The 26,726-nt window shown below is 42.7% G+C and carries 17 protein-coding genes and 1 riboswitch; of the genes, 10 read left to right on the top strand and 7 right to left on the bottom strand.

Features of this window, described 5'->3' with window-relative positions:
- Positions 1-10: 10 nt before the first annotated feature.
- The 3 genes from fmt to F824_RS0106565 all read right to left on the bottom strand — a co-directional run bounded on the left by fmt (position 11) and on the right by F824_RS0106565 (position 6,433).
- Positions 11-937, bottom strand: a complete 927-nt coding sequence (fmt, locus tag F824_RS0106575; RefSeq protein ID WP_026333539.1) for a methionyl-tRNA formyltransferase — start codon at positions 935-937, stop codon at positions 11-13.
- Positions 938-1,278: 341 nt separating this feature from the next.
- Entirely contained in the window at positions 1,279-4,221 is a 2,943-nt protein-coding gene (locus F824_RS0106570; protein ID WP_019597073.1) for a S9 family peptidase, read from the bottom strand.
- A 52-nt stretch (positions 4,222-4,273) separates the two neighbouring features.
- Positions 4,274-6,433 (bottom strand): S9 family peptidase, encoded by a 2,160-nt coding sequence (locus tag F824_RS0106565; protein WP_019597072.1) that lies wholly within the window; start codon positions 6,431-6,433, stop codon positions 4,274-4,276.
- Between the two features lie 151 nt (positions 6,434-6,584).
- Here F824_RS0106565 and F824_RS0106560 point away from each other — a divergent pair, with 151 nt between their 5' ends.
- On the top strand, positions 6,585-10,910 hold the full coding sequence (locus F824_RS0106560) for a PAS domain S-box protein (protein WP_019597071.1): 4,326 nt from the start codon (positions 6,585-6,587) through the stop codon (positions 10,908-10,910).
- Positions 10,911-10,974: 64 nt separating this feature from the next.
- Positions 10,975-12,282 carry a hypothetical protein gene (locus tag F824_RS0106555; protein WP_019597070.1) on the top strand — a complete coding sequence of 436 codons (1,308 nt, stop codon included), beginning with the start codon at positions 10,975-10,977 and terminating at the stop codon, positions 12,280-12,282.
- A gap of 65 nt (positions 12,283-12,347) precedes the next feature.
- Here F824_RS0106555 and F824_RS0106550 read toward each other — a convergent pair whose 3' ends face one another.
- On the bottom strand, positions 12,348-12,908 hold the full coding sequence (locus F824_RS0106550) for a RidA family protein (RefSeq protein WP_019597069.1): 561 nt from the start codon (positions 12,906-12,908) through the stop codon (positions 12,348-12,350).
- Positions 12,909-13,139: 231 nt separating this feature from the next.
- A riboswitch (SAM riboswitch) is annotated at positions 13,140-13,241 on the top strand.
- Between the two features lie 66 nt (positions 13,242-13,307).
- Here F824_RS0106550 and F824_RS0106540 point away from each other — a divergent pair.
- The 6 genes from F824_RS0106540 (at position 13,308) to F824_RS0106510 (ending at position 21,444) form a co-directional block, all read left to right on the top strand.
- A complete protein-coding gene (locus F824_RS0106540) occupies positions 13,308-14,351 on the top strand; it encodes a homocysteine S-methyltransferase family protein (RefSeq protein ID WP_019597067.1) in 1,044 nt (347 codons plus the stop codon).
- Entirely contained in the window at positions 14,344-17,058 is a 2,715-nt protein-coding gene (gene metH / locus F824_RS0106535; RefSeq protein WP_019597066.1) for a methionine synthase, read from the top strand. The genes F824_RS0106540 and metH overlap by 8 nt, the downstream gene beginning before the upstream one ends.
- Complete coding sequence (gene metF, locus F824_RS0106530) at positions 17,055-18,008, top strand: methylenetetrahydrofolate reductase [NAD(P)H] (protein ID WP_019597065.1); 954 nt, start codon at positions 17,055-17,057, stop codon at positions 18,006-18,008. The genes metH and metF overlap by 4 nt, the downstream gene beginning before the upstream one ends.
- Before the next feature lie 178 nt (positions 18,009-18,186).
- Positions 18,187-19,041, top strand: a complete 855-nt coding sequence (locus F824_RS0106520) for a hydroxymethylglutaryl-CoA lyase (protein ID WP_019597063.1) — start codon at positions 18,187-18,189, stop codon at positions 19,039-19,041.
- 79 nt (positions 19,042-19,120) lie between these two features.
- On the top strand, positions 19,121-19,684 hold the full coding sequence (locus F824_RS0106515) for a PepSY-associated TM helix domain-containing protein (RefSeq protein ID WP_031326975.1): 564 nt from the start codon (positions 19,121-19,123) through the stop codon (positions 19,682-19,684).
- 65 nt (positions 19,685-19,749) lie between these two features.
- Positions 19,750-21,444, top strand: coding sequence for a Na/Pi cotransporter family protein (locus tag F824_RS0106510; RefSeq protein ID WP_019597061.1), 1,695 nt, complete (start codon positions 19,750-19,752; stop codon positions 21,442-21,444).
- 252 nt (positions 21,445-21,696) lie between these two features.
- Here the strand turns inward: F824_RS0106510 and F824_RS0106505 are convergent, their stop codons facing one another.
- Positions 21,697-22,524, bottom strand: coding sequence for a universal stress protein (locus F824_RS0106505; RefSeq protein ID WP_019597060.1), 828 nt, complete (start codon positions 22,522-22,524; stop codon positions 21,697-21,699).
- Positions 22,525-22,670: 146 nt separating this feature from the next.
- Here F824_RS0106505 and F824_RS0106495 point away from each other — a divergent pair, with 146 nt between their 5' ends.
- Both F824_RS0106495 and F824_RS0106490 read left to right on the top strand, forming a co-directional pair.
- A complete protein-coding gene (locus tag F824_RS0106495; RefSeq protein ID WP_019597059.1) occupies positions 22,671-23,435 on the top strand; it encodes an SDR family NAD(P)-dependent oxidoreductase in 765 nt (254 codons plus the stop codon).
- Positions 23,436-23,549: 114 nt separating this feature from the next.
- Positions 23,550-24,206, top strand: coding sequence for a Crp/Fnr family transcriptional regulator (locus tag F824_RS0106490; RefSeq protein WP_019597058.1), 657 nt, complete (start codon positions 23,550-23,552; stop codon positions 24,204-24,206).
- 122 nt (positions 24,207-24,328) lie between these two features.
- On the opposite strand, the gene F824_RS0106485 is transcribed toward F824_RS0106490, so the two are convergent.
- The gene (locus F824_RS0106485) at positions 24,329-24,946 is read right to left on the bottom strand and encodes a carbonic anhydrase (protein WP_019597057.1); all 618 of its coding nucleotides are present in this window, start codon (positions 24,944-24,946) and stop codon (positions 24,329-24,331) included.
- On the bottom strand, positions 24,946-26,697 hold the full coding sequence (locus F824_RS0106480) for a SulP family inorganic anion transporter (RefSeq protein WP_019597056.1): 1,752 nt from the start codon (positions 26,695-26,697) through the stop codon (positions 24,946-24,948). Before F824_RS0106480 ends, F824_RS0106485 begins: the two co-directional genes overlap by 1 nt.
- Positions 26,698-26,726: the final 29 nt, after the last annotated feature.

Raw genomic sequence — 26,726 nt, 5'->3', positions numbered from 1 at the left:
ATTCGTCCGTCTATTGAAGTTTGTTTCCCCTTAAGAAATCCTCTATAGCCATCCTTTTTTTTCCTTCCAGCTGAAGCTCCTTGATCTCCAGACAGCCTTCACCGGTTTTGAATACCAAATGGTGTTTGCCATCGGTTTTGAATTGTCCTGGTTGGAGATCTTGGAAATCCGTGGACGCTACATTGGAACGGAAGATCTTACAGTTTTTCCCCTCAAGGAGGGTCCAAGCGGCTGGGTAAGGGGAAAGTCCCCTGATCAGATTGTGGAGATCAATGGCCGATTTGGTCCAATCGATTTGGCAGGTTTCCTTGAAGATTTTTGGAGCATGATGAAGCGCAAGGGATTCGTCCTGTATTTTTGGGAAAATACTGTCCTCTGCTACGGCTTGAATGGTTTTGAGAACCAATTTTGCCCCTTTGTGCATGAGCCTTTCGTAAAGTGTTCCAATATTGTCCTCGGGCAAAATCGGTTCTTTTTCCTGAAAAATGATGCTCCCTGTGTCGATTTCATGTTTCAGGAAAAAGGTGGTGACTCCTGTTTCCTTTTCTCCATTGATGATCGCCCAGTTGATGGGCGCAGCTCCTCGGTAATCGGGCAGTAATGATGCGTGGAGGTTGAATGTGCCTTTTGGAGGCATGTTCCAAACTACTTCTGGCAGCATTCTGAAGGCAACTACCACTTGAATATCAGACTGATAGCTTTTTAACAGTTCCAGGAATTCAGGGGATTTAAGGTTAGTTGGTTGCAGGACAGGGACTCCATGATGGACGGCAGCTTCCTTGACGGGGGAAGGAATCATTTTTTGGCCCCTTCCTTTGGGTTTGTCGGGAGCTGTAATTACGGCAACTACATTCCAACCATTGTTTATCAATATTTCCAAGGGGGGCACCGCAAACTCTGGTGTTCCCATATAGATGATGCGAAGATTTTGATTCATTTTTTTGATGCTTGATTGAAATCCCCACAAGAATAGGAACAATTATTCAGGAAGGAAAATAGGGAGGTGATTTCATTTCTTCCAGAGTGAAAACAAAAAAGCCCCTGAAAAAAACAGGGGCATTTTCATTTGGGTTTTACCCTCTTTAGAACTTAAACACTCAATGGAGAATTTCCATTAAAAGTGTTCAAACTTATGCATTTTAAGGTCAACAAAAAATACCCACAACAGGGTATTTTTCAATGTGTAAAATGTGTTTTATTTTATTTTTACAGTGAATAATGACAAATTCGAAAACCCAATTCCAAAATTTGGTTTCAATTTTTAATTGGAGAGGGCATTTAGAAGGCTCTATCTTCAAGGTGGCTCTCTAATTTCAGTCTTTCGATACCTTTTTCCATCCAATTGGGAAGGACAGCTCCTTTGAGATGGAAATCGAAAAATTCCATCATCCTCACACTATAATCTTTTCTGTTTTCGAGCTTGGCGAGGCCGTGGTTTTCACCTTTATATTGGATAAGGATGACTGGTTTTTTCAGTCTTCTCAATGCGTTGTAGTATTCAATGCCTTGGGTGAAATCTACTGCGCCATCTTTGTCATTGTGTAGCATCAACAAAGGCGTGTTTACATTTTTGACATGATATACAGGTGAATTCCGAAGATAAGAATCCCAGTTTTCCCATGGTGCACCTTTGAATCGGCCTTGGGAAGCCTCAAAGATGGACATGTTTCCACCACCCGAATTCCAATAAATGAGGTCATACATGGAAACCATGTTCGTCAGTGGAGCACCTGCCGCTGCCGCCTTGAACATGTCTGTCTGAGTGATCAGGAAAGAAGTCTGATATCCGCCCCACGAATGTCCATGGATACCGATATTGGTTTCATCAATGATTCCGGTTTTGATGGCCTCTTTGACCGCGGGAAGGACACACCAAACGGCAGACATTCCGGGGTCATCCAATTCATACACGATATCCGGGACAAAAACCGCATAGCCATTGCTCGTGTATACATTGGGATTCCAACCTGTACCACTAAATCCAGGATTGGAATAGGAATGCAGGTTTTGGGATAGTTTTTCGTAATAATAAATCAAGGTCGGATATTTCTTCCCCTCTTCATACCCGGCTGGAAGGTACAAGGCTCCCTGTAAACTGTCCCCTTTGTCTGTGACGTAATCAATTAATCTAACACCAGAGGACCATTTGAATTTGGAAGCTTCCGGTGCATTTTCCGTCGTGATTTTCGGATTTGACAACGCAGCATCCGTCACATAAAATTCTGTAGGTAGGGTGAAGGTTTCCTTGCTGAAAAGATACACATCAGCGGACTTCGCCTTGGACAGCCTGTTGATGTTGGCATCTTCCCAAATCAGGGATTTGGTACCGGCAAGGAGCTTGGACTTTCCGGCTTCCAATCGAACAATTCCACTTTTCTTGGTCCGTTCTCCATACATTCTCAGGTATTGGGCTTTGGAAAGGTCAATCCCTTTTTCTTCCGGATCCAGCACAAATCTAGATTGGTATCTGATTTTCTCTCGCCTTCCGTTTTGGGTGAGATTGATGGCTTTTTCCTTTGGGGACAAGGGGACCTGCCAAATATCCCAGCCATCCCTCAACAATACATATTTGCTGTCTGCACTCCAGCCCAATGGGGAAACCAATGGTTTGACCACATTGTGATCATCCTCCGTATCCACAAAGGTTACCGCGATATTCTCCGTCAGGTTGCTTTGCATACCCGTTTTCAGATCATAGCTGTAGAAGTGTCCATCTTTTCCGAAAAGAAGCTGTGTGCCATCTGGGGAAGATCTTGGGTAAGATGCATAATTGGGGAGGTAGAATTTTTCGAAAATCGCTTTTCGTTCTCCAGTTTTCAAATCCACAACATAAAAATCCCTGTAATTTTGTCCATCAAGATTGATGTCCAGTTCATAGGCTTGCAAATCTTCGCCCAAAGCAAAATTATGCTTGGGAAGGATATTCAAATCCTTTAAGCTGCTGTCTTGAAGGATAAGATTTTTGGCACTTGCCAAATCATACAAGGCCCACAAACTGTAATTCTTGTCTTGGTTTTCCAGAACCTGCTGTCTCGATTGCAGGCGACTGTCCTGCCAATGCCAGATCGTCATGTCTGGTTTGGTGGGGTCATCCTTGGAAACCATTGGTTTTGACTTTGTCGAATCCATTTTGGCAATAGCCTTTTGAAGGTCCGCTACCGATTTGATCGTTGTGTCACCTTTGATCAATGCGATTTTTTTATCTTCAGACAAAGCAAGGGTATCCTTTGCTTCAGATTTCTTTTCTTCTTCTTTTTTGGCAAGTTCCAAGCGATGTACGCCATACATCAATCTGGTCAAGTCCTCAGTCCAAAGCGGTTTTCTGTTGGGGCTGATCGTGTATTCCTTTGGGAAATCCAAGGAATCCTTCTTGGGGTCATAGACAGTGATCTGAGGATTGGCAAGGTTTTTAACACCGATTACCTTACCATGGTCCTGCTTGTATTTCTTATCTTTTACCAATTTGAGAAGGGCAAAGGCATCTCCTTTTTCGGTCCAGCTAAGTGAACGGTAGGTGGCTGTGTCACTTTCCAAAACTTGTGTGTTTCCTGTGGAAATGTTCAGCAGGTACAATCCGTTTCCGGACTTGTTCTCGGCATCAATTGTATACGCCAAATGACTTCCCGGTTTGTTGAAGCCAAACTCCAAAACGTTTCCTATATTTTGTCTTTTCCCACTTGCCAAATGCACCATCAGCAAATCGGAACCTTTGGCATCACCGTTTGCGCCTTCTTTGCCGAGATTAATGGCCAAATGCGTGGAGGATTTACCGTTGAAAGAAAAACTACTCACCTTCTCGATCACGGTTTTTTTATCCATCAACAAATCGATCAAGATTAGTTTTTCGCCTAGGGGTTTGCCCTTGCTTTTTTCATTGGCTTTCTTCTCTTTGTCTTTTGGAGATTCTTTGAAAGCGATCCATCGTCCATCATCAGAGAATGAAATGCTCGGGTTGCTGGAGGATCCGATGGGATACCTCTTTTTGCTTTCAGGATCGCCTGCTTTCTGGAGCAACAGTTCTCCGTCACCTTCTACAGGAGAGAGAATGTAGGCCAACCATTTCCCATCAGGGGACAGTTCCACTGAATTCGGAGACATGGATTTCCAACTTGGGATGTCCTTCCAGGCAATGGGTTTGGGATCTTGATTGGTCTTTTCCTGTGCGAAGGTGGAAATGGTCACGAAACACAAGATGAGTGGCAATAATAGATGTCTTCTCATGGATTTTTATAATTGGGTTTCATTGAAAGTAGCCATTTTTTTTGGGTGGATTTTATGGATGCTGAACATATCGCTCAAAGAATTCAACAATTCTTCCGATACGGTCGATTCTTCTATGAACCGCCCCTGTCCTTGATAATTCATGTCCTTCGCCGGGGTAGCGCACGTATTCCACAGGTCTACCGAGTATTTTAAGGCTTTTGTATAACAATTCAGATTGCCTGACACCTGTTCGCAAATCCGCATCGGAGTGCTTGATAAGCAAGGGTGTCTTGATGTTTTGGACGTATGTCTGCGGACTGTTGTAGTCCAATATTTCTTTGACACCCTCTTCCCAAGGATAACCGAAATGATTGGGAACCAATCTCCATGCATTTCCTTCGCCCATGAAGAAAGTCAACTCATAAACACCTCTTTGGGAAAATGCTGCCTTGAATCTGTGGTCATGGCTCACGATCCAAGCAGTCAAATAGCCCGCATAAGATCCGCCGGTAAGGAAAAGTTGATCCTTATCGATCCAGTTGAATTGTGCTTGTGAAGCTTCCAAGGCGCCCAGAACATCTGCTGCAGGGCCATCTCCCCAATTTCTATAATTTCCCTTTTGGAATTCCTTTCCGTATCCACCACTTCCTCTTGGATTGGCATAAACCACTCCATATCCTTTGGCAGTCATCACTTGGAATTCATGCCACATGGAAGCTTCTCCAGGTCCCCACATTGCGGAAGGACCCCCATGCATTTCCAATACGGTAGGGTAGAGGACTCCCTCTTTTTTGTCAATGGGTTCCATTACCCAATAGTCGATCACAAAACCATCTTCGGTATTGAGTTTGTGCGCAGAAGGCTTTGATATTTTTTTGCCTGCAAGCCAACCCTCATTGAATTTTGTGATTTGGGTTGCATTTTTATTCAAGAGATCCGAAGTAAACATTTCGGATGGGTTTTCTATTTTGGTGAGAGAATACACCAATTTCTGTCCCTTGAGGTCAAAACTGGTCACGCCAACAGGACCAGAGATGATTGGAGCGATTTTGGAATTTTTTATTTCCACATTCCACAGAGAAAAACCTCCTGAATTCGATCCGGTGAAATAGATTGATTGGCTGTCATCGGCCCAAGCACCATTGGAAATACTTCTGTCAAGGGATTCGGTCAACCATTTGAAACCGGTTCCATCTGGCTTGATGATGCCGAGCATGCCCATGTTGTAACTTGGTTCATCCAAATTTTGGCCTCCAAAGAGGATCCATTTACCATCAGGAGAAAAAGTGGGGTTTCCAACCCTGTGGTTTTCCAAAGTGAAAAGCACGGAAGTGGTTTTGTCCGAAGGGTTGATTTTCCAGATTTCGGTTTGGTTGGTGAGGTCGGGATGCTCGATGTTCTTCAGGGAAGAAGCGAGTACATAACTTCCATCAGGGGCCCAATCGGCGGCAAAGAAATTTTGGAATCCATCCGTGATTTTTTCGCTGGTGCCGCTGGCTATATCAAATATCCCCAAATGACTAAAAAGCAAATCGGGGTTCGTATCCGATTCACCTAAAAAATTTAACCTGTCAATTACTTTTGGATCATTCTTGGAGGTGTTTTTTGCCAAGTAAGCCCGGAGTTCCTCAAGGGTTCCGTCGGGATTGGCTTTGATTTCCTCCTTTGCCAATCCTGCCTCAATTGCCTTATAATTGGGCTCGTCACCATATGCTCTACCTGGCCTTTGGTTATCCCAATCGGGTTGACCTTCGAGCGCCCACATGGGGATAGTGGAGGTAAAGAGGATTTTTTTTCCATCAGGTGACCAAACAGGATTGGATGCACCATACTTTTCTTGGGAAATCACTTGGCTTTCACCGCCCTCCAAGGGCAGAATCCAGAGTTGCGATTTGTTGTCTTTGGGTCTTGAATAAGCAACCTGCTTTCCATCGGGAGACAATGCAAAAGCGGAAATGTTGTATTCGGATGAAGTCAATGGCCTGGAAACAAAGGGGGCAGTTAGGTCTGAGACCCAAAGTTGGGATTTATAGGAATACTCACCATTTCCCTTTTCCTCGACAAATTTTTTCAGGAAAAGAACCTGATTGCCTTTTGGGGTGATTTCTTGGTTTGTGGTAGTGATTATTTTGGCCAAATCTGTGATCTGGATCAAATCATTTCCTTGACCAACGGCGATATGCCAAGTCAAGAGGAAAAGAAGGAGTGAATTTGTAAATTTGTGCAACATTATTTTAATTTTAGTTATAAGGTTTTTAATACCATTGATTTCTGTAATATTGGACTTTATACCATGGATTTTATTTAGATTTGGTAGTCACCAACACAATCACTAATATAGTTCATCAAATTTAAATAGCACCTATCACCCAGAGTTGAACATGAATGTTTTTCAAAAATTTGATATTTCCAGTTTTTTTGATGAAATACAGGATCCAGTTCTGATTTTTTCTGAAAATGGGACGCTTTTTTTTAATAAATTTTACATCGAATTCATTGGGGATTCCATTTTGAAATGTGAGGCCTTTTTTGACAGTGAAGCTATATTGCTAGAGGTTTTGGAATTTTTCCGCAATGGAAAAATTCCGTCAACCGAATTTATCAAATCCATTTCCTTCAAAAGCCGAGAGGAAATCCGCTACAAATGGTTTTTCGTCAATCTTCCCTCCCATGACCAAGAGCGGATGTTCATCCTCAGGGGCAAGCGGCATTTTTCGGTTGATGAATTGATGAAAAAGGAAATGTCGAAAATTGTCCAACAAGAAAAGCCAAAAAATGACCTGGATTTTGTAAACAGTATCCTTAGATATAGCCATGATATGGTGGCTATTTTGGATGGGGAAGGAAAATTCAAGTTCATCAGTGCTGCCGTTATTGAAAAATTGTGTTATTCTCCAAGCCAGGTTATCGGGACCTCTTATTTGGATTTAGTGCAAAATGGACTCATCGAAATTGAATCGGGGAGTTTTAAGGAGGTATTGAATAGTAAGGAAGAAATTGGGGTTGATTTTTGGTTATACAAACCCAATGGACAAAAAGTATTCATTGAAAGTTTTGCCCGGAATCTGCTGGATGATCCACAGATCGAGGGAATACTTTTTAGTGCCAGAGATATTACAGACTTCAAAAAGGCTAAAAAATCACTTGAAAAGCGCTTTGAACTTGAGAACCTGATCAACCAAATTTCTGCTAAATTCGTCAATTCGAGCATTGAGGGGATCGATGCGGTTTTCAGCGAATCTCTTCGAATGCTGGGTGAATTTGAAAAGGCAGACAGGTCTTATATTTTCTTGGTTCACCATGATCTTCAGGAAATAGAAAATGTGTATGAATGGGTATCGGAGGGGATAGCTCCAGAAATCGATTATCTAAAGCGCCTTCCCATCACGTCACAGAATCTTACAATCAAATCCTTGGAAAAAGGAGGGATATTGATCATTCCGGATGTGGAATTGATGGATCAGGAATTTGCTTACGAAAGGGATATTTATATCGAACAGGGGATTAAATCTGTAATCCTTATTCCCATATTTTCAAAAAACATTTTGATTGGTTTTTTTGGACTGGATGCGGTCCGAGAAAAAAAAGCCTGGCATGAAAAAGATGAGTATGTCCTTAGGCAGCTGGGAGACATTTATGCCGGTACCTTTATCAATCGCTTGATCAACAAGCAGCTTGAGAGAAACAAAAACCTGTTGGCCTCAACCGAAATTCTAGCAAAATCAGGTTCGTGGCGGTTCAGCAACTCAAAAAAACGATTGTTTTTTTCAAAGGGACTTAACAGGATATTTGACCTGGACGAAACGCAACAATCCGCAAAGGTCTATGAGTTGGTGAAAAGGATTCACAAAAAGGACAGGTTGTCTTTGTTCCAAAACTTGAATACCGCAATCAATGGACTCAGCGCAAGTTCCGGCGAGTTTTTGTTGATCGGAGACGGAGGCAAGGAAAAATTCATCAATTACAATATTCAAGTCAGGAAAATCCAGTCATCGGAAAATGTTGAAATTTATGGGTATTGTACGGATGTGACCCACAAGAGAGGTGCGGAAAACTATCTCAAGCTTCAATCCCAAATTTTGACTCAGGTAAATGACCCGATTTTCGTGACGGACCTTTCCCTTAAAGTCATCTATCTCAACAAGGCCGCTTTCAATGAGTTTCAAATCGAAACTGACGGCAGCTTGGATCAGAAATTAACTTCCTTTTTTGAATTTTTGATTCCGGGAGAGGGAGACCTTTCGGAGGTTATTGAAAAGGTGTCTGCGGAGGTGAATTTCAGGGGAAACATGAACATCAAAACCAAAGAGGGGAAGATAGATCCGTATGAGGTTTCCATTCAGGTTTTTCTAAACGATGACCAAGAGAAGATAGGGTACTCCTATCTCTTCAGAAATCTGTCACTTGTTGTAAGACAGGAAGCTTTGGCCCAAAAGGCCAAAATGATTGTGGAAAACAGTCCCGCAGTTTTGTTTACAGTAGACCCCAGTGACCATTTCAGGATCGTCTACATTACCGAAAATATTAGCCAGTTCGGTTACAGTGCAGACTTCTTGATGCAATCGAACACCAGTATATTGGATTTGATCCATCCGGATGATGCGAGGGACATTCTTCATCATTATTCAAATGAAAACATGAATGGGGCTCCTTCATTTTCGGGTGAATACAGGATTCGAAACAAAGATGGCAAATATAGATGGGTAGAGGACAAAACCAATAAGGTGTATGATGCAGCAGGAGAAATTCTGCTGCATCAGGGATTGTTTCAGGACATTACCGAAAGGAAAAAAAGCAAGGAAGAAATCCTCAGAAGCCAACAACAATACCGTGTATTGGCTTCCAATATTCCACTGACCAATGTGTTTTTGATCGATAGGGATTTACGTTACATCGTGGCGGAAGGTACTAATTTTGCCAATTGGGGATTGAAATCCAGTGATTTTGAGGGGAAAACATTGGCTGAAGTCCATAAGAAAAAACTCAATGAAATCCAGCCTGCGGTAACAAGGGCATTGATCAAAAAGGAAATCATCCACAAAATCCTGGTGATCAAAAACAGGATCTACGAATTCACTGTCAGGCCCATTATTTATGACCAAGAAGTGGAGTATGCATTGGGTATAGTTAGGGATATCAGTGAAGAATCCAGGGCAAAGGAAGACCTTAAAAAAAGTGAAGAAAAATATAGAAATCTAGTGGAGGAATCCACCGAGATAATATTCTCCTTGTCATCGGATTTGATCTTAACGTATGTTTCGCCTAACGTTTATCAGTTTTTGGGACACCATCATCAGGATGTAATGGGGATCAGTTTAAAGGATTTCCTGCATCCAGAAGATCTCTCTGTTTTTGGTGAAAAACTCGCGACTGGCATCAATTTTTTTGAGGAAAATCAATATCTGGAATTCAGGTTGCGTCACAAAAATGAAGGCTACCGGATATTCAGTACCAATGGTAAATCCATCCAAGATGAAAAGGGGAAGTTCAGGCATTACACCGGTATTGCCAGGGATATAACCAAGCTTAAAGAAGCCCAAAAAGAGCTCTTTTTTGCCAAGGAGAGGGCCGAACAAGCCAATAAAGTCAAGTCCCAATTTTTGTCCATCATGAGTCACGAAATCCGGACTCCGATGAATGCAGTGATTGGGATGGCCCACTTGCTCATTGAGGACAACCCCAGAACTGACCAACTCGAAAACCTCAGGACCCTCCAGTTTTCTGCAGAAAACCTCCTCGGCCTGATCAATGACATCTTGGATTATAGCAAGATCGATTCCGGCAAAATCGAACTGGAAAAAGTCAACTTTGATCTCAATAATTTGATGACCAGGATTCTTCATTCCTATTCCTATCAGGTAAGGGAAAAAGATTTGGAAATCATTTTTGACGCAGACAAATCGATACCGAAAATATTGGTTGGCGATCCCGTAAGACTTGCACAGATTATCAACAATTTGGTATCCAATGCAATTAAATTCACAGAAGCTGGATTTGTCAAGATTTCCCTGGAGATGGTTTCCCAAACTGAAAATGAAATCAATGTTCGCTTTGATTTGTTGGATTCCGGAATCGGGATTCCTGTTGAAAAACTGGAATCGGTTTTTGAGGCATTTACCCAGGCAAGCGCTGAAACTACCCGTAAATACGGAGGTACTGGATTGGGATTGGCCATTGTGAAACGACTTGTTGAGCTGTTTGGATCGGAAATCAAGGTGTCAAGAAGAATGGAGGGGGGTACCCATTTTAGTTTTGAAATCAATTTTGAAAAACCAAAAAAACTCACCAAGGTTTCAAATGACATTGTCCGTGATGGGAATAAAAACCTGAAGAATGCTGTGATCATGGTGGCGGAGGACAATATCGTCAACCAGATCATGATCAGGAAATTCCTCAAAAAATGGGAAGTACAAGAAGTCGTCATGGCAAATGACGGAGTGGAAGCCATGGAGGAATTCGACAAAAAACACTTCAATTTGATTCTACTGGACTTGCAGATGCCCAATAAAGATGGGTATGAAGTGGCGGAATATATAAGGAATCACCCTGATAAAAGCAGAAGAGATACCCCGATCATTGCACTGACGGCATCTTCCCTATTGGAGGTGAGGGATCAATTGGAAAAGGTGGGCATGAATGATTATATCCCCAAACCGTTTAGTCCCGACGATCTTTATGCCAAAATTCTTAAATACCTCAAAGTTTAAAATCCTACACGAATGGCAACGTTTGTAATGGAATAAGTTTAATTTTGAGGGTAAATTGAATGGCATGAAAATGAGGTTGTTTTTGTTTTTGTTTTTTTTCTGCATTTCGTTGGCCGAGGCACAGAAGATGCCCAGCAATAGATCCAGTGTTTATTTCACTTATGGAAACACAGGTGCAAATCTTCGGGAGTTTAACCAAATGCTTGACCAAAAGGGGCTTTCTCCCATGCGGAAGGCATATCGAAATTTTGGCTTTGGGTACCAAACCCGATACAACGACTTTGTACTCGGACTCGAGCTATTTCAAAACAACGGACCGAAATCCCTTTTCAATGGCTATGAGTTGGATTATAGAACGACGAGGGTATTCTTGAATGTAGGCTATTCATTTACCGAAGAAGGTAGATTCCAGTTGATTCATTACATGTCCTTGGGGTCTGGATTCATGAATTTCCAGATGATTAGGGGGGGGGCGGAAAAAACCCTTGATGGTTTCCTCCAAAATCCCGCCCATGGTTTCATTCTCAGGGACGGGGATATCCATAAAGGAAGCCAACATTTTGCTGGATTTCTGACAGAAATCGGTTTTCAGTTGAGTTATGATATAGAAATTCCCGGAAGGGAGGAAATGGTGCAAGTTATTAGCAAGTTCGGCTATTCCTTCAGTCCGTTTGAAGATTCATGGTTGATGAAAGACATCGCTTTTGGAAATGCTCAAAGTGGGCCGTTTTTGAGATTTGGGGCAGGAATCACGCTCCCAGACCATAATTTTTTTTACAAAGATGCCTCTCTGGGACTTCACCTAAGTTATGGATTGCATTTTACGGAACCTGATGTTTTGAATGCGGCTTTGGTGGAAAATGGGTATCGCCCTTTTGAGGGAAGACCCAATAACCTGGGGTTGAAATTATTAGGGGAAAGCAAAGGCCTTCTGTATGGAATTGATTTTTATAACCTAGGCCTCAGTGGTGCGGCTACGGAATCCTCTAACCATACCTTGAACAGTGTCAGGGTTTACCTCAATGGAGGACTTAAGTTTTTCGAAAGAAGAAACCTTGAATTGGGGGGATTGGCAGGATTGGGATATGCAAATCTTCGATACACACTTACTTCCACCGACAAACCGGATTTCCCGGCATTGTTCGAAGAGCCTGATAGGGATGGCCATCTTAAAGCAAGGGGTTTGATGGGGAAACCAGAGTTATATGTTGCATATGGGATTCCCTTGACAAACAAGAATCTCTTCAGTATGATCGTATCCCTTCATGGAGGTTATGAATTGCCCTTGGGAAATTATTCCCTTGGCGGTGTGGGGATGTCAAGTTATATGGCTAACCCATATCTGCAGTTGAGCCTCGGTCTTAGGCCCTAAGTTTTTGTGTCAACAAGAAATTTAAAAAAAGCAAGTCTTCAAGATAGGCAACTTAAAATGTTTTTTTAGTCCTCAACTTCCACGATTAGCTCAACTTCCACTGCGATATTGGAGGGTAATGCATTCATGCCAACCGCGGATCGGGCGTGTTTTCCTTTTTCTCCAAAAACATCTACCATTAGGTCAGAAAAGCCATTCATTACCTTGGGCTGCTCCGTGAAATCTGATAGGCAATTGACCATTCCCAAAACTTTAACGATTCTTTTTACTTTATTCAAGTCTCCAAGCTCCGCTTTAAGGACCGCCAATTGGTTGATCCCAACAAGCCTTGCCGCTTCCCGTCCCTCTTCGATACTCAGGTCAGTCCCTACTTTTCCGGTGATGGAAGTGCCATCTGGTTTCGAAGGACCTTTACCTGACAGAAAAATCAAATTTCCAACCCGAACGGCATTCACATAATTGGCCACAGGAACTGCCGGTATGGGAAGCGTGATGCCCAATTCTTCAATGCGCTTTTCGGCATCCCAGCCATTTGAAGTCGATTTTTCAACAGTGGTGACTGCCGTGGGCTCAGGGCTACATGCGAGTAGGCAAATAAAGGAGAAAGCAACCAAAAGGTTTTTCATAAATCAAGGGGTTAGGTTTTTCAGTTTGTTGTCCATGTAATAATAAAAAAAAATATTGATCTCTTTGGCATTTGATTTTTATAGGCCATCAAACAATAGTAAAATGGATGGTTTGCAAGAGGTGATCGATGGGTTTGTGAATTTTTCAATATCGCATAAAAAAACCCTGAGTATAAAATATTTTCTCGAAAGAGATACAAAATTCAATTTTTTTTGGTTTACATTTGAGTTTACTTATCGAGAAAGACCGAGGGAAGGGCCCTATGACGTCTTAGCAACCTGAAAAAACAAGGTGCTAAATCCCTTTTCGGAATAGCCGGAAAAAGATGAGTGGTTGATAAAGTTTTTGCTTTTTTCTACCGGTTCTTGCTCGATTTAGTTTTTATATACCAGAGCAAAATGAATAAAACCGATCTATTACTTTCGCAAGCCAAAAAGAAGATATTGATTTTGGATGGTGCCATGGGCACCATGATTCAACGATATCAATTGTCCGAGGAGGATTTTAGAACTCCCGAACTGGCAGACCACCCCAAATCCCTCAAGGGAAACAACGATTTACTTTCCTTAAGCCGACCCGATATCATCAAAGCCATCCATGTCGCATACTTGGAAGTGGGTGCTGACATCATCGAAACCAATACCTTCAGTGGCACTTCCATCGCACAAGAGGACTATGGATTGCAACACCTTGCTTACCGACTCAACTATGAGTCGGCGAAAATCGCCAGTGAGGCAGCGGCGGAATTTACAGCCAAAAACCCCCGCCAGCCTAGGTTCGTCGCAGGAGCAATCGGGCCCACGAACAGGACCGCTTCTATTTCTCCTGATGTCAATGATCCTGCATACAGGGCAGTCACTTTCGATCAGCTCTCGGATGCCTACAAGGAGCAAATCAGAGGATTGCTGGATGGAGGAGCGGATATACTTTTGGTCGAAACCATCTTTGATACATTGAATGCAAAAGCGGCATTGTTTGCCATTCAGGAAGTTTTCGAGGAGCGTGGTATGCCTCTTCAACCAGAGGAAGGTGGGATTCCGGTCATGGTGTCTGGGACGATCACAGATGCTTCTGGCAGGACCCTAACAGGTCAAACCACGGAAGCTTTTTTGATTTCGGTCTCCCATGTCCCACTTTTCAGTGTGGGTTTGAACTGCGCATTGGGCGCCAAAGAATTGAGGCCCTATTTGAAAGTATTGGCTGAAAAAGCACCTTTCTATGTAAGTGCATATCCAAATGCGGGGCTTCCCAACGAATTTGGCCAATACGATCAGGGAGCTTTGGAAATGTCCGCACAAGTTGAACAATTCCTGAAAGACGGCTTGATCAATGTCCTCGGGGGTTGCTGTGGGACAACACCGGACCATATTGCCGCCATTGCCCAAATCGCCGCAAAGTATGCGCCCAGAAAATTAGAATTTTCAACGACATCAGATGAGTAATCTTAGACATCAAAATGTAATGAAGCTTTCCGGGTTGGAGCCTTTGGTCTTCACTCCCGAAATCAATTTCGTAAACATCGGAGAGCGGACCAATGTCACCGGTTCGAAAAAATTTGCCAGACTGATCCTGAATGGAAATTTCGACGAAGCCTTGGAAGTGGCGCTGGATCAGGTGAGAGGTGGTGCCCAAATTCTGGATGTCTGTATGGATGAAGGGATGTTGGATGGTGTTGCTGCCATGCAGAGATTTTTAAACTTAATCGCCTCAGAGCCCGAAATCAGCAGGATTCCCGTAATGATCGACAGTTCCCGTTGGGAGATCATCCTGGCGGGATTGAAATGTGTGCAGGGAAAAGGAATTGTCAATTCCATTAGCCTAAAAAACGGAGAAAAAGAATTTATATCTCAAGCCAAAACCATCAAGAAATTCGGTGCGGCTGTGGTGGTGATGGCCTTTGATGAAAAAGGTCAGGCCGATTCATACCAAAGGAGAATTGACATCTGCAAAAGAAGTTATGACATCCTTGTCAAGGAGGTGCGTTTCAATCCACATGACATCATCTTTGATCCGAATATTTTTCCTGTGGCCACAGGAATGGAGGAGCACAGAACCAATGCCCTCGATTTTTTCCATGCCACTCAATGGATCAAACAAAATCTTCCCGGTGCGAAGGTCAGTGGTGGAGTCAGCAACGTGAGTTTTTCTTTCAGGGGCAATGACCCAGTGAGAGAAGCCATGCATTCCGCCTTTCTCTATCATGCCATCAAGCATGGAATGGACATGGGAATTGTGAATCCGGCCATGCTGGAAATCTATGATGACATCCCAAAAGACCTGCTGCAAAAAGTGGAGGATGTACTCTTCAATCGATCCGAGGATGCTACGGAACAATTGTTGGCCTTCGCCGAGTCCGTAAAGGCAGGGGATAAAAAAGAAGTGGTCAATGAAGCATGGCGCGAAGATCCAGTAAGCAAAAGGATCGAACACGCTTTGGTGAAGGGGATTCTCGATTTTATTTTGGATGACATTGAAGAGGCAAGAATTGCCTTTGGCAATCCACTTAAAGTCATCGAAGGCCCATTGATGGATGGAATGAATGTAGTTGGAGACTTGTTTGGTGAGGGGAAAATGTTCTTGCCCCAAGTGGTCAAATCTGCCCGGGTAATGAAAAAAGCCGTAGCCTATCTCGAACCATTTATGCCCAAAGTTGGGGATTTGGATTACAATGTCGAGCAAAGTGCCGTTAAGAAGATCCTTTTGGCGACTGTAAAAGGAGATGTCCACGATATTGGGAAAAATATTGTGGGTGTAGTCTTGGCTTGCAACAGTTACCAGATCATCGATCTTGGTGTGATGGTTGATGCTCAAAAAATCATCGACGAGGCAATCAAAAACAAAGTGGATATCATTGGGCTAAGTGGTTTGATCACTCCTTCCTTGGACGAGATGGTCAACGTGGCCTCTGAATTGGAAAGGCAAGGATTGAAAATCCCCTTGCTGATCGGTGGGGCAACTACTTCCAGGATCCATACTGCGGTGAAAGTGGATCCTGTTTACAGCGGTATGGTGATCCACGTCGCTGATGCCTCCAAATCGGTACCCATTGCCGGCGAGGCGATCAGCGAAGAAACCCGTGAAGCCTTCCATCTAAAGACAAAAGAAACCTATCAGCAATTGCGGGTGGAACATGAGGCCAAACAACAGGTGAAACAAATGGTGTCCTATGAAGAAGCCAAATCCAATCCCAGTTTCATTGATTGGGAGAATTATGAACCCTTTGTGCCTGCCCATTTGGGAGAAACTGTTCTGGATAACTTGGACCTTTCCTTGCTCAGAAAATATATTGACTGGACACCTTTTTTCAGCACCTGGATGCTGGCGGGAAAATTCCCGAAAATTTTGGAGGATCCCATCGTTGGGGTGGAGGCCACAAAACTTTACGAGGAAGCCCAGAAAACATTGGATAGGATCATTGCCGAAAAATGGATTCATGCAAAAGCGGTGATCGGACTTTATCCTGTCCAAAGAAAAGAGGATGACTTGGTTTTGTTGGAAAAAGGGAATGAAACTGCGTTTACCTTTCATTTTCTTCGCCAGCAGGGCAAGAAAGGGAAAGGTGTTCCCAACCGATCGCTTGTCGATTTTATCCATCCCGATAAGGTGGATTATTTTGGGGGATTTGCCGTGACAGCAGGTTTGGGGATCGAATCCAAATTGGAAGAATTCAAAATTGAAGGCGATGATTACAATGACATCATGCTCAAAGCATTGGCAGACAGACTTGCTGAGGCAGGAGCCGAATATATTCACGAATTGGTCAGAAAAGAGCTTTGGGGATATGACAGTCAAGAAAACCTTGGTAATGACAGCCTGATCAAGGAGGAATACAAAGGGATAAGACCAGCCCCGGGATATCCAGCCTGTCCCGAACACTCGGAGAAAAAAACCCTTTTCGAACTTATGAAAGTCGAGGAAAAAATCGGGATTTCCCTTACCGATAGTTTCGCGATGTATCCGACCTCCTCGGTGAGTGGGTTTTATTTCGGACACCCGGAAAGCAAGTATTTTGGATTGGGCAAGATCGGGGAAGATCAAGTGGCGAGTTACGCCCAAAGAAAAGGGGTAAGTAAAGTGCAGGCCGAAAGATGGCTTTCCCCAAATCTCGCCTACACACCTTCATTAAAAGTTGAAATAAATAGCTTATGAAAATCAATGAATATATCCAGCAGGCAAAAGAAACCCTGTTTTCTTACGAAATACTGCCCCCTCTAAAGGGGCAAAGCTTAAAAGACCTTCTGGAAGGGATCGCCCCTTTGATGGAATTCAAGCCGCAATTTGTGGACGTGACTTACCACCGTGAAGAATTTATCTATAAAAAGCATCCCAATGGATTGTTGGAAAAGGTAAGCACCAAGAAACGACCTGGAACAGTGGGGATTTGTGCGGCTATCATGAACAGGTTTCATGTAGAAGCGGTGCCTCATTTGCTCTGTGGTGGGTTTACCAAGGAAGAGACTGAAAACGCACTGATTGACCTCAATTTTATTGGTGTTCAAAATGTATTGGCCCTCAGGGGGGATGCGCCTAAAAATGAAGGTAAATTTACACCAGAACCCAATGGACACGAATATACCACAGATCTGGTCAAGCAGATTATCGGGATGAACAATGGCAAATACCTGCATGAAGAGACTGAAACAGGTTTTCATACTGATTTTTGTGTGGGAGTAGCAGGTTATCCCGAGAAGCATTTCGAGGCACCCAGCATGAAATTTGACCTCAAACATCTGAAGGAAAAAGTGGATGCTGGTGCAGAATATATCGTGACTCAAATGTTTTTTGACAATCAGAAATTTTTTGATTTTGAAAAAAAGGCAAGAGAGGCAGGCATTACGATCCCTATTATTCCCGGGCTCAAACCCATCACTACTTTGGGCCAAATTTCCATGTTGCCGAGGACTTTTTTCCTTGATTTACCGGATGATTTGATGGATGAATTGGAGAAATGCAAGACCAATGCGGATGTTAAACAAGTGGGTATCGAATGGGCCATCCAACAAAGCAAGGAGCTTGTTGCCAATGGCACACAGGTGTTGCATTATTATACCATGAGTAAGGCGGATGCAACATACAGAATAGCTAAAGAAGTTTTTTAGATTTTTCCCCACCAAGATCAATTCTCCTGTTGACCTTTGGTAAGGAATGTTTTTGAAAAGCCTGCTTTCATTAGGAAACGAAGGAAAGCAGGCTTTTTCTCATTTTTCGCAACCCTTGGTGAGCATTAGATTTTTTGGTCCATTATGAAAAATTGTCCCAAAATCATACCTTCGGACCATGATCAAGATAATTGAATGCCCGAGGGATGCGATGCAGGGAATGCCTGGTTTTATAGATACTGCCATCAAGGCAGCTTACATCAACCAGCTCCTCCAAGTGGGTTTTGACACCATAGATTTTGGGAGTTTTGTCAGTCCCAAGGCGATTCCGCAGCTACGGGATACGGCCGAGGTATTGGACCAACTGGATCTTTTTGAATCCAAATCCAAACTTTTGGCCATTATTGCCAATCTGAGGGGAGCAGAGGAAGCGATCTTATTTGAGCAAATTGATTATTTGGGATTCCCCCTGTCCCTTTCCGAGACCTTTCAGCAAAGAAATACCAATAAATCCATTCAGGAAGCCTTAATCGAAGTTGAGAAAATCCAAAACCTTTGCGAAGTTAATGGAAAGACCTTAGTGACTTATCTGAGCATGGGATTCGGCAATCCTTACGGGGATCCTTACTCCCCAGACTTGGTTGCCGAATTTGTGGAAAAACTGAATAAATTGGACCTAAAAATCATATCCTTTGCTGATACCATAGGTGCAGCAACGCCGGATTTGATTAAGGATTTATTTTTGGTAAACAAAATGGCCTATCCAAATATTGAATTTGGAGTTCATTTGCATACAAAAGCTACAAGTCTGGCACCCAAGATTGAAGCAGCGTTAGCCGCTGGTTGCAAAAGGTTCGATGGGGCCTTGAAAGGTTACGGTGGTTGCCCGATGGCCGAAGATGATTTGGTGGGAAATGTGGCCACGGAAGTTTTGGTCGAATTGCTCGAAAAAAAGGGTTTCGATCTTGGATTGAATAAAATAGAGTTTGGGGAAGCCCTTAAGATGGCCAATGTGATTTTTCCAATAGGTTAATCTTAGAATACTGCCGTTGGTAGGAATGAATTTTTACCATGTGTTTATTTGGGATACATTTCGAATTGAAAATGTTGGAATGAACAAAACCTCAAAATTAGCTTTCAAAACAAGGATTTACAGAAATATTCACAAATGGATCAGTATCCCATTTGTGATTTTTCTTTTGGTGATAGGGACAACCGCCATCTTATTGGCTTGGAAGAAGCAGTTGGAATTGGTCCCAAAGACCCAGGGAACGAGGGTAGAAGTGCGGACACACTGGATCAGTTTGGATTCCATGATCATCATCGGACAGGAGTACATGCGGGACAGTTTAGGCAAGACAGCCGAAATCGATAGGTTAGATGTAAGGCCGGGCAAAGGGATTGCGAAAGTGGTTTTCAAAGGCCATTTTACAGAACTCCAGATCGATGGGTTTACCGGAGAGATACTTTCCGTCAAGCAAAGAAATTCGGACCTGATCGAAAAAATCCATGACGGAAGTATCATTGATTTTTTGATTGACCCAAACAGTGAAAGAGCAAAATTGATCTACAGCACGCTCACCTCACTTGTTTTGATTTTTTTGTGCATCAGTGGTTTTTATTTATGGCATAATCCAAGAAAAATAAAAAAAATTAAGGCCCAAACCACTCAATGAAACGCTGGTTTTTCAATATTATCCACCTATATTTTTATATTTGTTTGGTACTGTAACCAACAGACATGCAAGAGGAGATATTTGATTTTTGGAAGTTTTTAGCTGGAATTGGGGTATTTCTCTGGGGGATGAATCAACTTGAATCTTCCCTGAAGGAACTTGCAGGCAGATCATTTCGGAATATCCTTCAGAAATGGACTGAAACTCCCTTGAAAGGGATTTTGGTCGGAACGCTGATCACAGCCGTACTCCAAAGCAGTTCCTTGGTGACCTTGATGGTACTGGCATTTTTGGGTGCGGGTGTGTTGAATCTCCGAAATGCAATCGGGGTGATTTTTGGCGCAAACCTTGGGACGACTCTCACTGCTTGGGTAGTCGCTACTTTAGGCTTTAAACTTAGTATTGCCGCTTTTTCCATGCCTTTTTTGGGATTGGGTAGTTTGGTCTATCTGTTTTTTTCAGATCGCCCAATGCTCAAGAATATCGGAGCCTTTGCCGTGGGTTTTGGGCTTCTTTTTCTAGGCTTGGATTTTATGAAAACAGCCATTGAAGATGTGGCCGACCAGATAGACCTCAGTGAATTCGCCACCTATGGATTGTGGATTTATTTTGTGATCGGTATCGTCGTGACGGCATTGATCCAATCCAGTTCGGCTATGGTGGTTATTATCCTGAGTGGTGTCAGCGCGGGGATCATCGGACTGCCCGAGGGAGTGGCCCTGATGCTGGGGGCAAATATAGGTACAACGATTACGGTGATGATAGGGTCATTGAACGGTGCCGCCGACAAAAAAAGGCTGGCTTTGGCGCATTTTATTTTCAATATCGTTACAGGAGGAATCATTTTCTTATTTATTCCCCAACTGATTGATTTTACCTTGACCGTTTTTTCCATCGAGGATCCATTGATTGAAATCGTGCTGCTCAACACTTTTATCAATCTCTTTGGCATCTTGATTTTTTATCCTTTCATCAATAAATTCGAGTCTTGGCTGAAACAAAGGTTTAAGGAATCAGAACCGCAAGGTTATTCCACTTATATCAAGAATGTAAGTATCAAAGTGCCAGAGGCGGCCATTGCAGCCATGGAAAAGGACATTGCATTGGGTCTTGAAAAAACCATGGATTTTATTGTCAAAGTTTGGGATGGTTCCGAAAAAAACGGGTCAAATATGACCATTTGGAGGAAGATTATCCAACAGCCCTATGATTTGCTTTCCCAATACCAAGGCATCAAAAGTCTGGAAGATGAATTGACTGCTTATCATTTGGGGATTCAGGAAGAAAACTTATCCCAAGAGGATGCCAAGAAAATGACCTCTTTGATGCTTTGCCTGCGTACCTTGGTGTATTCAGCCAAAGATATCAAGGATGTGATGCACAATATCCGAGAAATGGAGGATGCGGAAGACAGGTTGGTGAAAGACCTTTATGTCGAACTAAAGACCTATAGTTTTGACTTTTTGGTAAAACTAAAAAAATATATCAAAACCGTTCCGGACTTGTCTGTCATTCCGAATTGGATTGGTGAAAATGACAAGAAATACCAGGCTTTGATCTCTAACCTATTTATTCATGTAGGGAAAAAGAAACCTGAGATCCCCATTTCTAGCCTAACCAACGTCATCAAACAAATCATCTCGAGTTTAGACAATCTGGGGAGTGCCGTCATCCATTGGAAACATTTGAAAAAAGAAGTGATCGATTCGAAAATTGAAGAGCAACCCAAAGAAACTGTTTCATCCCCATCAATTAAATAAGGAAAGAGAATTGTTTCAGGGAATGGATTCTTGATCATCGGAAGGATTAATCGCTTATGGATGATTGGTCGAAAAATCAATGCACTTCCAAAAAAATGAACACCTCCATTCTTCCTAGTGGCCGAATAGAGGTGAATCTTTATATAACAGGTCTTTTCGCAAAATCAATTCAGCGAAAAGTTTGAAGGTTAATTTTTCGTTTGGCTTACAGCCTGACCAAATGCACTGCTCCAATGGCAAAGACAAGTCGGTTTAGTTGAATTTAACACTCAAAACCGGGATTTCAGATTTGTAAAGAACGGTTTCGGTGACTCCTATCAGGTATCCAGAGGCTAATTTCCGATTGTTGGTGGCAATTCCAATAAAACCCATTTTGTTTGTGTCAGCGAATTCCACAATTCCTTTTTCGGCCTCTGTATGGTTGAAGATGTGTTTGTGGATCACGATGTCTTCCAATCCCAGGGCATATTTTTGCATCTTTAGCGACGCATCAGGCGAGTTGGAAAATTTTTCTGGGATGTTGATGTAGACAAAGTGAACGGTGCAACGCAGCTGCTTGATGAGGGGCAGCATCCGGGTAAACGCAGGTTTGGATTCCTCATTAAAATGAGAGGCAAAAACCATTTTTCGCAGATCATTCCCTGACATGGTTTTCTTCACCGCCAAGACTGGACAGTTTGCAAATCGAAGGACTTTCTGGAGGTTGGAGCCGATGAATTTTCCTTCCTGAAAACCCTTTCCATACGCACCGATGACAATAAGGTCCGCGGCTTGTTTGTCTGCAATGTCCACAATGATTTCGTGAGGAATTCCGACCTCGACCACTGCTTCTATTGGAACGCCAGGTGACTTGTGCTCCAAGATAAATGCCTTGAGCTTGTCCTTGGCTTCTGCCTCTAAATCCAGAATGTCTTCATTTTTCCTTTTCTCTTTATCTGGAAGACTCTTCCAGTCCAGGCTGGAAACAATTACATTCACGCAGGTGATGCTGCTGTTTCCCTTTGATGCAATTTTCAAGGCGCTCAAAAGTGCATACTCAGAATATGAGGAAAAATCGATTGGAACTATTATCCTTTTCATGTTATGGTTCTTTTGGTTTTTGTGTTGGTAAATTTCCTAAAAATAAATTTTGAATTTCATGATGAAAGTCATTTCAAAATGTGATATTAATTATTTGAATATAATAATATTTTTTATAAATTTAAGGGCAATTAAACTAACTATTGATGACTTTAAAAGATAAAATAGCTGTTATAACTGGTGGGGCTGGTGAGATTGGTTTGGCTACAGCTAGGAAATTTCTGGATGAGGGGATTTCCGGGATTCTTTTGGTGGATATTGAGGAGGAGAAATTGAAATCTGCAATAGAGAAATTGAATGGCAAAAGGGTTTTTTATTTCGTGGCAGATGTTAGCTGCGCAGGTTCTTCAAAAGCTTACATTGACAAAGCCATAGATAAGTTTGGAAGAATTGACATTTTGTTTTTGGATGCCGGTAAGGAGGAAGCGGTCAAATCGCTGTCCAAATACCAAGAGGAGGTTTTTGACAATGTGCTGGGGGTGCATGTCAAGGGAGTTTGGTTGGGACTGAAGTATGCATTTCCTTACATGCAAAAATACGGGGGAGGATCTGTGATTATCAATTCTTCGATCGAGGGATTGAAGGAAACCACAGAGTTAATGGCCAATACCACTAAAAAACATTCCAATTTGGGGTCAATTCGGGTAAAGGCATTGGAAGGTAAACCCAATGTAATCCGTATCAACTCGATCTTTCCAAAGCCCCTTGGGAATAAACTCATCAAGCCTTTCGATTCTGTTTTTTCCCCTAATACCTGCGGTGAAGTTAAAAAAGGGTATCAACAGCGGATTCCCTTGGAGTACTATGCCACAAACGAAGATATTGCAAGATTAGTCACTTTTTTGGGTTCTGACGATAGCAAATCCATATCTGGCGCCACCTACATGGTTGATAGGCGTTCAAGAGCCTGATTGCCAATGGGATGTTTTTAATGGGGGAGGGAAGAACTGTTTCCATTTTTTTTGTGTGACTATTATCACTAAATTGAGTTCTTGGTCGGACTTATTTTTAGATAAATTATCAATATGGAATTAGAAGATTTAAAACAAAAATTACCCAATATCACTGACCCCAACCTTCTCAAGGCCATGTTGGAAAAAGGCACTATTCATGTTTTTGAGTCTGGAAAAGTAATCTTGGCGCCAGGTCAATTCGTCAAAATGGTTCCTGTGGTGCTAGAAGGTGCCATCAAGATCATGCGGATGGATGAAGAAGGGAAAGAATTGTTTTTGTATCATCTTGAGGCTGGTGAAACCTGTGCGCTTTCCCTCACCTGCTGTACGGCCTCCAAACCGAGTGAAATCAGGGCTGTGGCCGAGGAAAGAACCGTTTTGTTGGGGATTCCCGTCCAAATTCATGAACAATGGACAGATGAATTCAAGCAATGGAAGGAATTTGTAGCCAATACCTACCAAAGACGCTTTCAGGAATTGCTGGTAGCACTGGATGCCGTCGCCTTCAAACGGATGGATGAAAGGTTGATGCGGTACATTGTGACCAAAATGAAACAGCAAAAGTCCAATGAACTGAATACCACCCACCAATTGATCGCCAATGAATTGGGAACTTCAAGAGAGGTGATCTCCAGACTTCTGAAACAATTGGAAAAGAAAAAATGGATTGAATTGGGAAGGAATGTCATCTATATTAGAGACGATTTCGAAGAGTTGATCAGTCAATAAATAATTAAAACCGAAATTTGCATTCCGTTTCCCAATAGGATTGAAACGGTATGCATATTTCGTGTTAAATCATTACCCATAAGAAAATAAAAAATCCGGTTTTGACAGACCGGATTTTTTATTTAGTGAACAGCAGGAATGATATTGTATTTTTTCTTGAGGTCATGGACGATCCCAGTGGAAAAATCAAAAACCCAGGCATGCAATCGTATCTGAAGACCTTTGTCCAAAGCATCCCTATAAACAGAGGTCTGTTTGATGTTGGCGATTTGCTCCAAGACGTTTAGCTCCACCAATCTTTTCAAACGATCCTCTTCATCTTCAATCGCTTTCAACTCTGCGTTGTAATGCCGAATGACGTCCTTAATGTTGGCTAGCCAGTTGTCAATCAATCCATTGTTTTTGTTTTCATAAGCCGCCTTGATGCCCCCGCAACCATAATGTCCATAGACGATGATGTCGCGGACCTCCAAACTCTCTACTGCATATTGCATCACGGATAGAAAATTGAGGTCAGAATGCGAAACTACATTCGCAATGTTTCTGTGGATAAAGAGCTCACCCAATTCGGTACCCAAAACGGTGGTTGGCGATACCCGGCTATCCGAACACCCGAGAAGCAAAGCCTTAGGTTGTTGGCCTTCCTTTATTTCTTGAAAATAGTCTTGATTTTCCCCCAAAACTGTTTTCACCCATTCTCGGTTGTTTGCGAAATATTTATCAACGTCAAGTTTGCACATTATTTCACATTGGTTTGAGTGGCATACGGTGTATATTTTTCCAAGACATCTTGCTCAATTGCTTTTTCAAATGCAGAGACAGCTGTGTTGTCATCGATGAAAACATGGTCTGCACCGACGGATTCCAAAATGGCCCACCTGTTCAGAACGTCTCTTACCGGGCCTTTGATTCCAGTCATACACACATCAGTCCCTATTTTTCTCCAAGACATGATCCACTCGTTGAGTTCGTGCGCACCTGTACTGTCAATGTTAGGAACACTTTCCATATTCAGGACAATCATTTTGACCTTCTCTTTTTTCTCCAGGAGCCAAAGGTTCAATTTGTCTCTTATAAATTCTACGTTGGCAAAATAAATAGGGCCATCTATCCTGGCCATCAAGACATCTTCCTTTTGCTCAAGGTTTGAAAACCGGGTAATGTTTCTAAAAACATTTGTGCCCGGCACGCGTCCCAATTGTGCCATATGTGGTCTGGATGCACGATAGATCACTACCACGAGGGAAAGGACCATTCCGGAAATAATGCCGGTTTCTATTCCCATAGTCAAGGTGATCAAAAAGGTAGCGACCAGCATGGCAAAATCCGATTTGTCCTTGTGCCATAAATGCACAGGTTCCTTGAAGTCGATCAAACCTGATACGGCCACCAATACTACCGCTGCCAAGATTGCACTGGGTAGATTGTAAAACAAACCCGTAAAGAAGAGTAGCGTCAACACGATCAATATAGCACTGAAAATCGAGGACATCGTGGTTTTTGCGCCAGCATCGTTGTTAACAGCTGTTCTGGAAAAACCACCGGTAACAGGGTAACCCTTGAAGAAAGCAGCACCAAAATTGGCCATACCTAAAGCGATCAATTCCTGATTGGAATTGAGCCTGTAATTTTTATGTTTTGCCTGAATGGTTTTCGCTACCGCAAAACTCTCGGCAAATCCGACAAGGGAAATGGTGAGCGCTATCGGCAACAAGGTTTTTAAGGTTTGTAAGTCAAAGGAAGGGGAAGAGAAGGAAGGTAATCCACCTGGAACATCCCCTACGATTTTTACGCCCTGTGCAGTCAGGTCAAATCCCCAAACCAACAAAATACCCAAAACCACCGCGACCAAGGGTGCCGGAAAACTTTTGTGGATTTTTTTGCCAAACTTGATGATAATGATCCCCAGAACACCAATTCCAAAAGTAATCCAATGGATGTCACCGATGTTTTGGTAGATGGCCACAATCATTTCCTGGACGTATTCAGTACTCGGAAGGTTGATGCGGAAAAGATGCTTGATCTGACTGAGACCAATGATGATCGCGGCTGCCGAAGTAAATCCACTTATCACGGGATGAGAAAGGAAGTTGACTACGAATCCAAGTCTGAGCACGCCCATTCCAAATTGGATCAATCCTACCAAAAATGCCAACGATAAGGCATACATCAAGTATTGTTCGGGCGAGGAAGCATTTAGACTAGCAATCCCTGCCGCAGTCAATAAGGAGACCATGGCTACTGGACCGACGGCCAACTGTCTGGAGGTCCCAAAGATCGCATATAAAATCAAGGGAACTGTGACTGCATAAAGCCCGTGAATGGGTTCTAGTCCAGCCAACATTGCATAAGCCATTCCTTGTGGGATCAGCATGATGCCCACCGTAAGACCAGCGGAAAGGTCTCCCTGCAAATCGGACTTTTTATAGCCGGGCAACCAATCTAAAATGGGTAGAAAGGTTTTGATTCTATTGAGAACTGTGTTTTTCATATTTTTTTCGGCACTATGAAGTTAATGAA

It is taken from the genome of Rhodonellum psychrophilum GCM71 = DSM 17998, from assembly GCF_000381545.1.
In the GTDB taxonomy this organism is placed as follows: domain Bacteria; phylum Bacteroidota; class Bacteroidia; order Cytophagales; family Cyclobacteriaceae; genus Rhodonellum; species Rhodonellum psychrophilum.
Note: the sequence above shows the minus strand (reverse complement) of the source record. Positions and strands in the feature narration are given on the sequence as shown.

Coding starts and splice junctions, on each gene's coding strand:
- fmt (WP_026333539.1), bottom strand. CDS start 937: ATGAATCAAAATCTTCGCATCATCTATATGGGAACACCAGAGTTTGCG.
- F824_RS0106570 (WP_019597073.1), bottom strand. CDS start 4,221: ATGAGAAGACATCTATTATTGCCACTCATCTTGTGTTTCGTGACCATT.
- F824_RS0106565 (WP_019597072.1), bottom strand. CDS start 6,433: ATGTTGCACAAATTTACAAATTCACTCCTTCTTTTCCTCTTGACTTGG.
- F824_RS0106560 (WP_019597071.1), top strand. CDS start 6,585: ATGAATGTTTTTCAAAAATTTGATATTTCCAGTTTTTTTGATGAAATA.
- F824_RS0106555 (WP_019597070.1), top strand. CDS start 10,975: ATGAAAATGAGGTTGTTTTTGTTTTTGTTTTTTTTCTGCATTTCGTTG.
- F824_RS0106550 (WP_019597069.1), bottom strand. CDS start 12,908: ATGAAAAACCTTTTGGTTGCTTTCTCCTTTATTTGCCTACTCGCATGT.
- F824_RS0106540 (WP_019597067.1), top strand. CDS start 13,308: ATGAATAAAACCGATCTATTACTTTCGCAAGCCAAAAAGAAGATATTG.
- metH (WP_019597066.1), top strand. CDS start 14,344: ATGAGTAATCTTAGACATCAAAATGTAATGAAGCTTTCCGGGTTGGAG.
- metF (WP_019597065.1), top strand. CDS start 17,055: ATGAAAATCAATGAATATATCCAGCAGGCAAAAGAAACCCTGTTTTCT.
- F824_RS0106520 (WP_019597063.1), top strand. CDS start 18,187: ATGATCAAGATAATTGAATGCCCGAGGGATGCGATGCAGGGAATGCCT.
- F824_RS0106515 (WP_031326975.1), top strand. CDS start 19,121: ATGAACAAAACCTCAAAATTAGCTTTCAAAACAAGGATTTACAGAAAT.
- F824_RS0106510 (WP_019597061.1), top strand. CDS start 19,750: ATGCAAGAGGAGATATTTGATTTTTGGAAGTTTTTAGCTGGAATTGGG.
- F824_RS0106505 (WP_019597060.1), bottom strand. CDS start 22,524: ATGAAAAGGATAATAGTTCCAATCGATTTTTCCTCATATTCTGAGTAT.
- F824_RS0106495 (WP_019597059.1), top strand. CDS start 22,671: ATGACTTTAAAAGATAAAATAGCTGTTATAACTGGTGGGGCTGGTGAG.
- F824_RS0106490 (WP_019597058.1), top strand. CDS start 23,550: ATGGAATTAGAAGATTTAAAACAAAAATTACCCAATATCACTGACCCC.
- F824_RS0106485 (WP_019597057.1), bottom strand. CDS start 24,946: ATGTGCAAACTTGACGTTGATAAATATTTCGCAAACAACCGAGAATGG.
- F824_RS0106480 (WP_019597056.1), bottom strand. CDS start 26,697: ATGAAAAACACAGTTCTCAATAGAATCAAAACCTTTCTACCCATTTTA.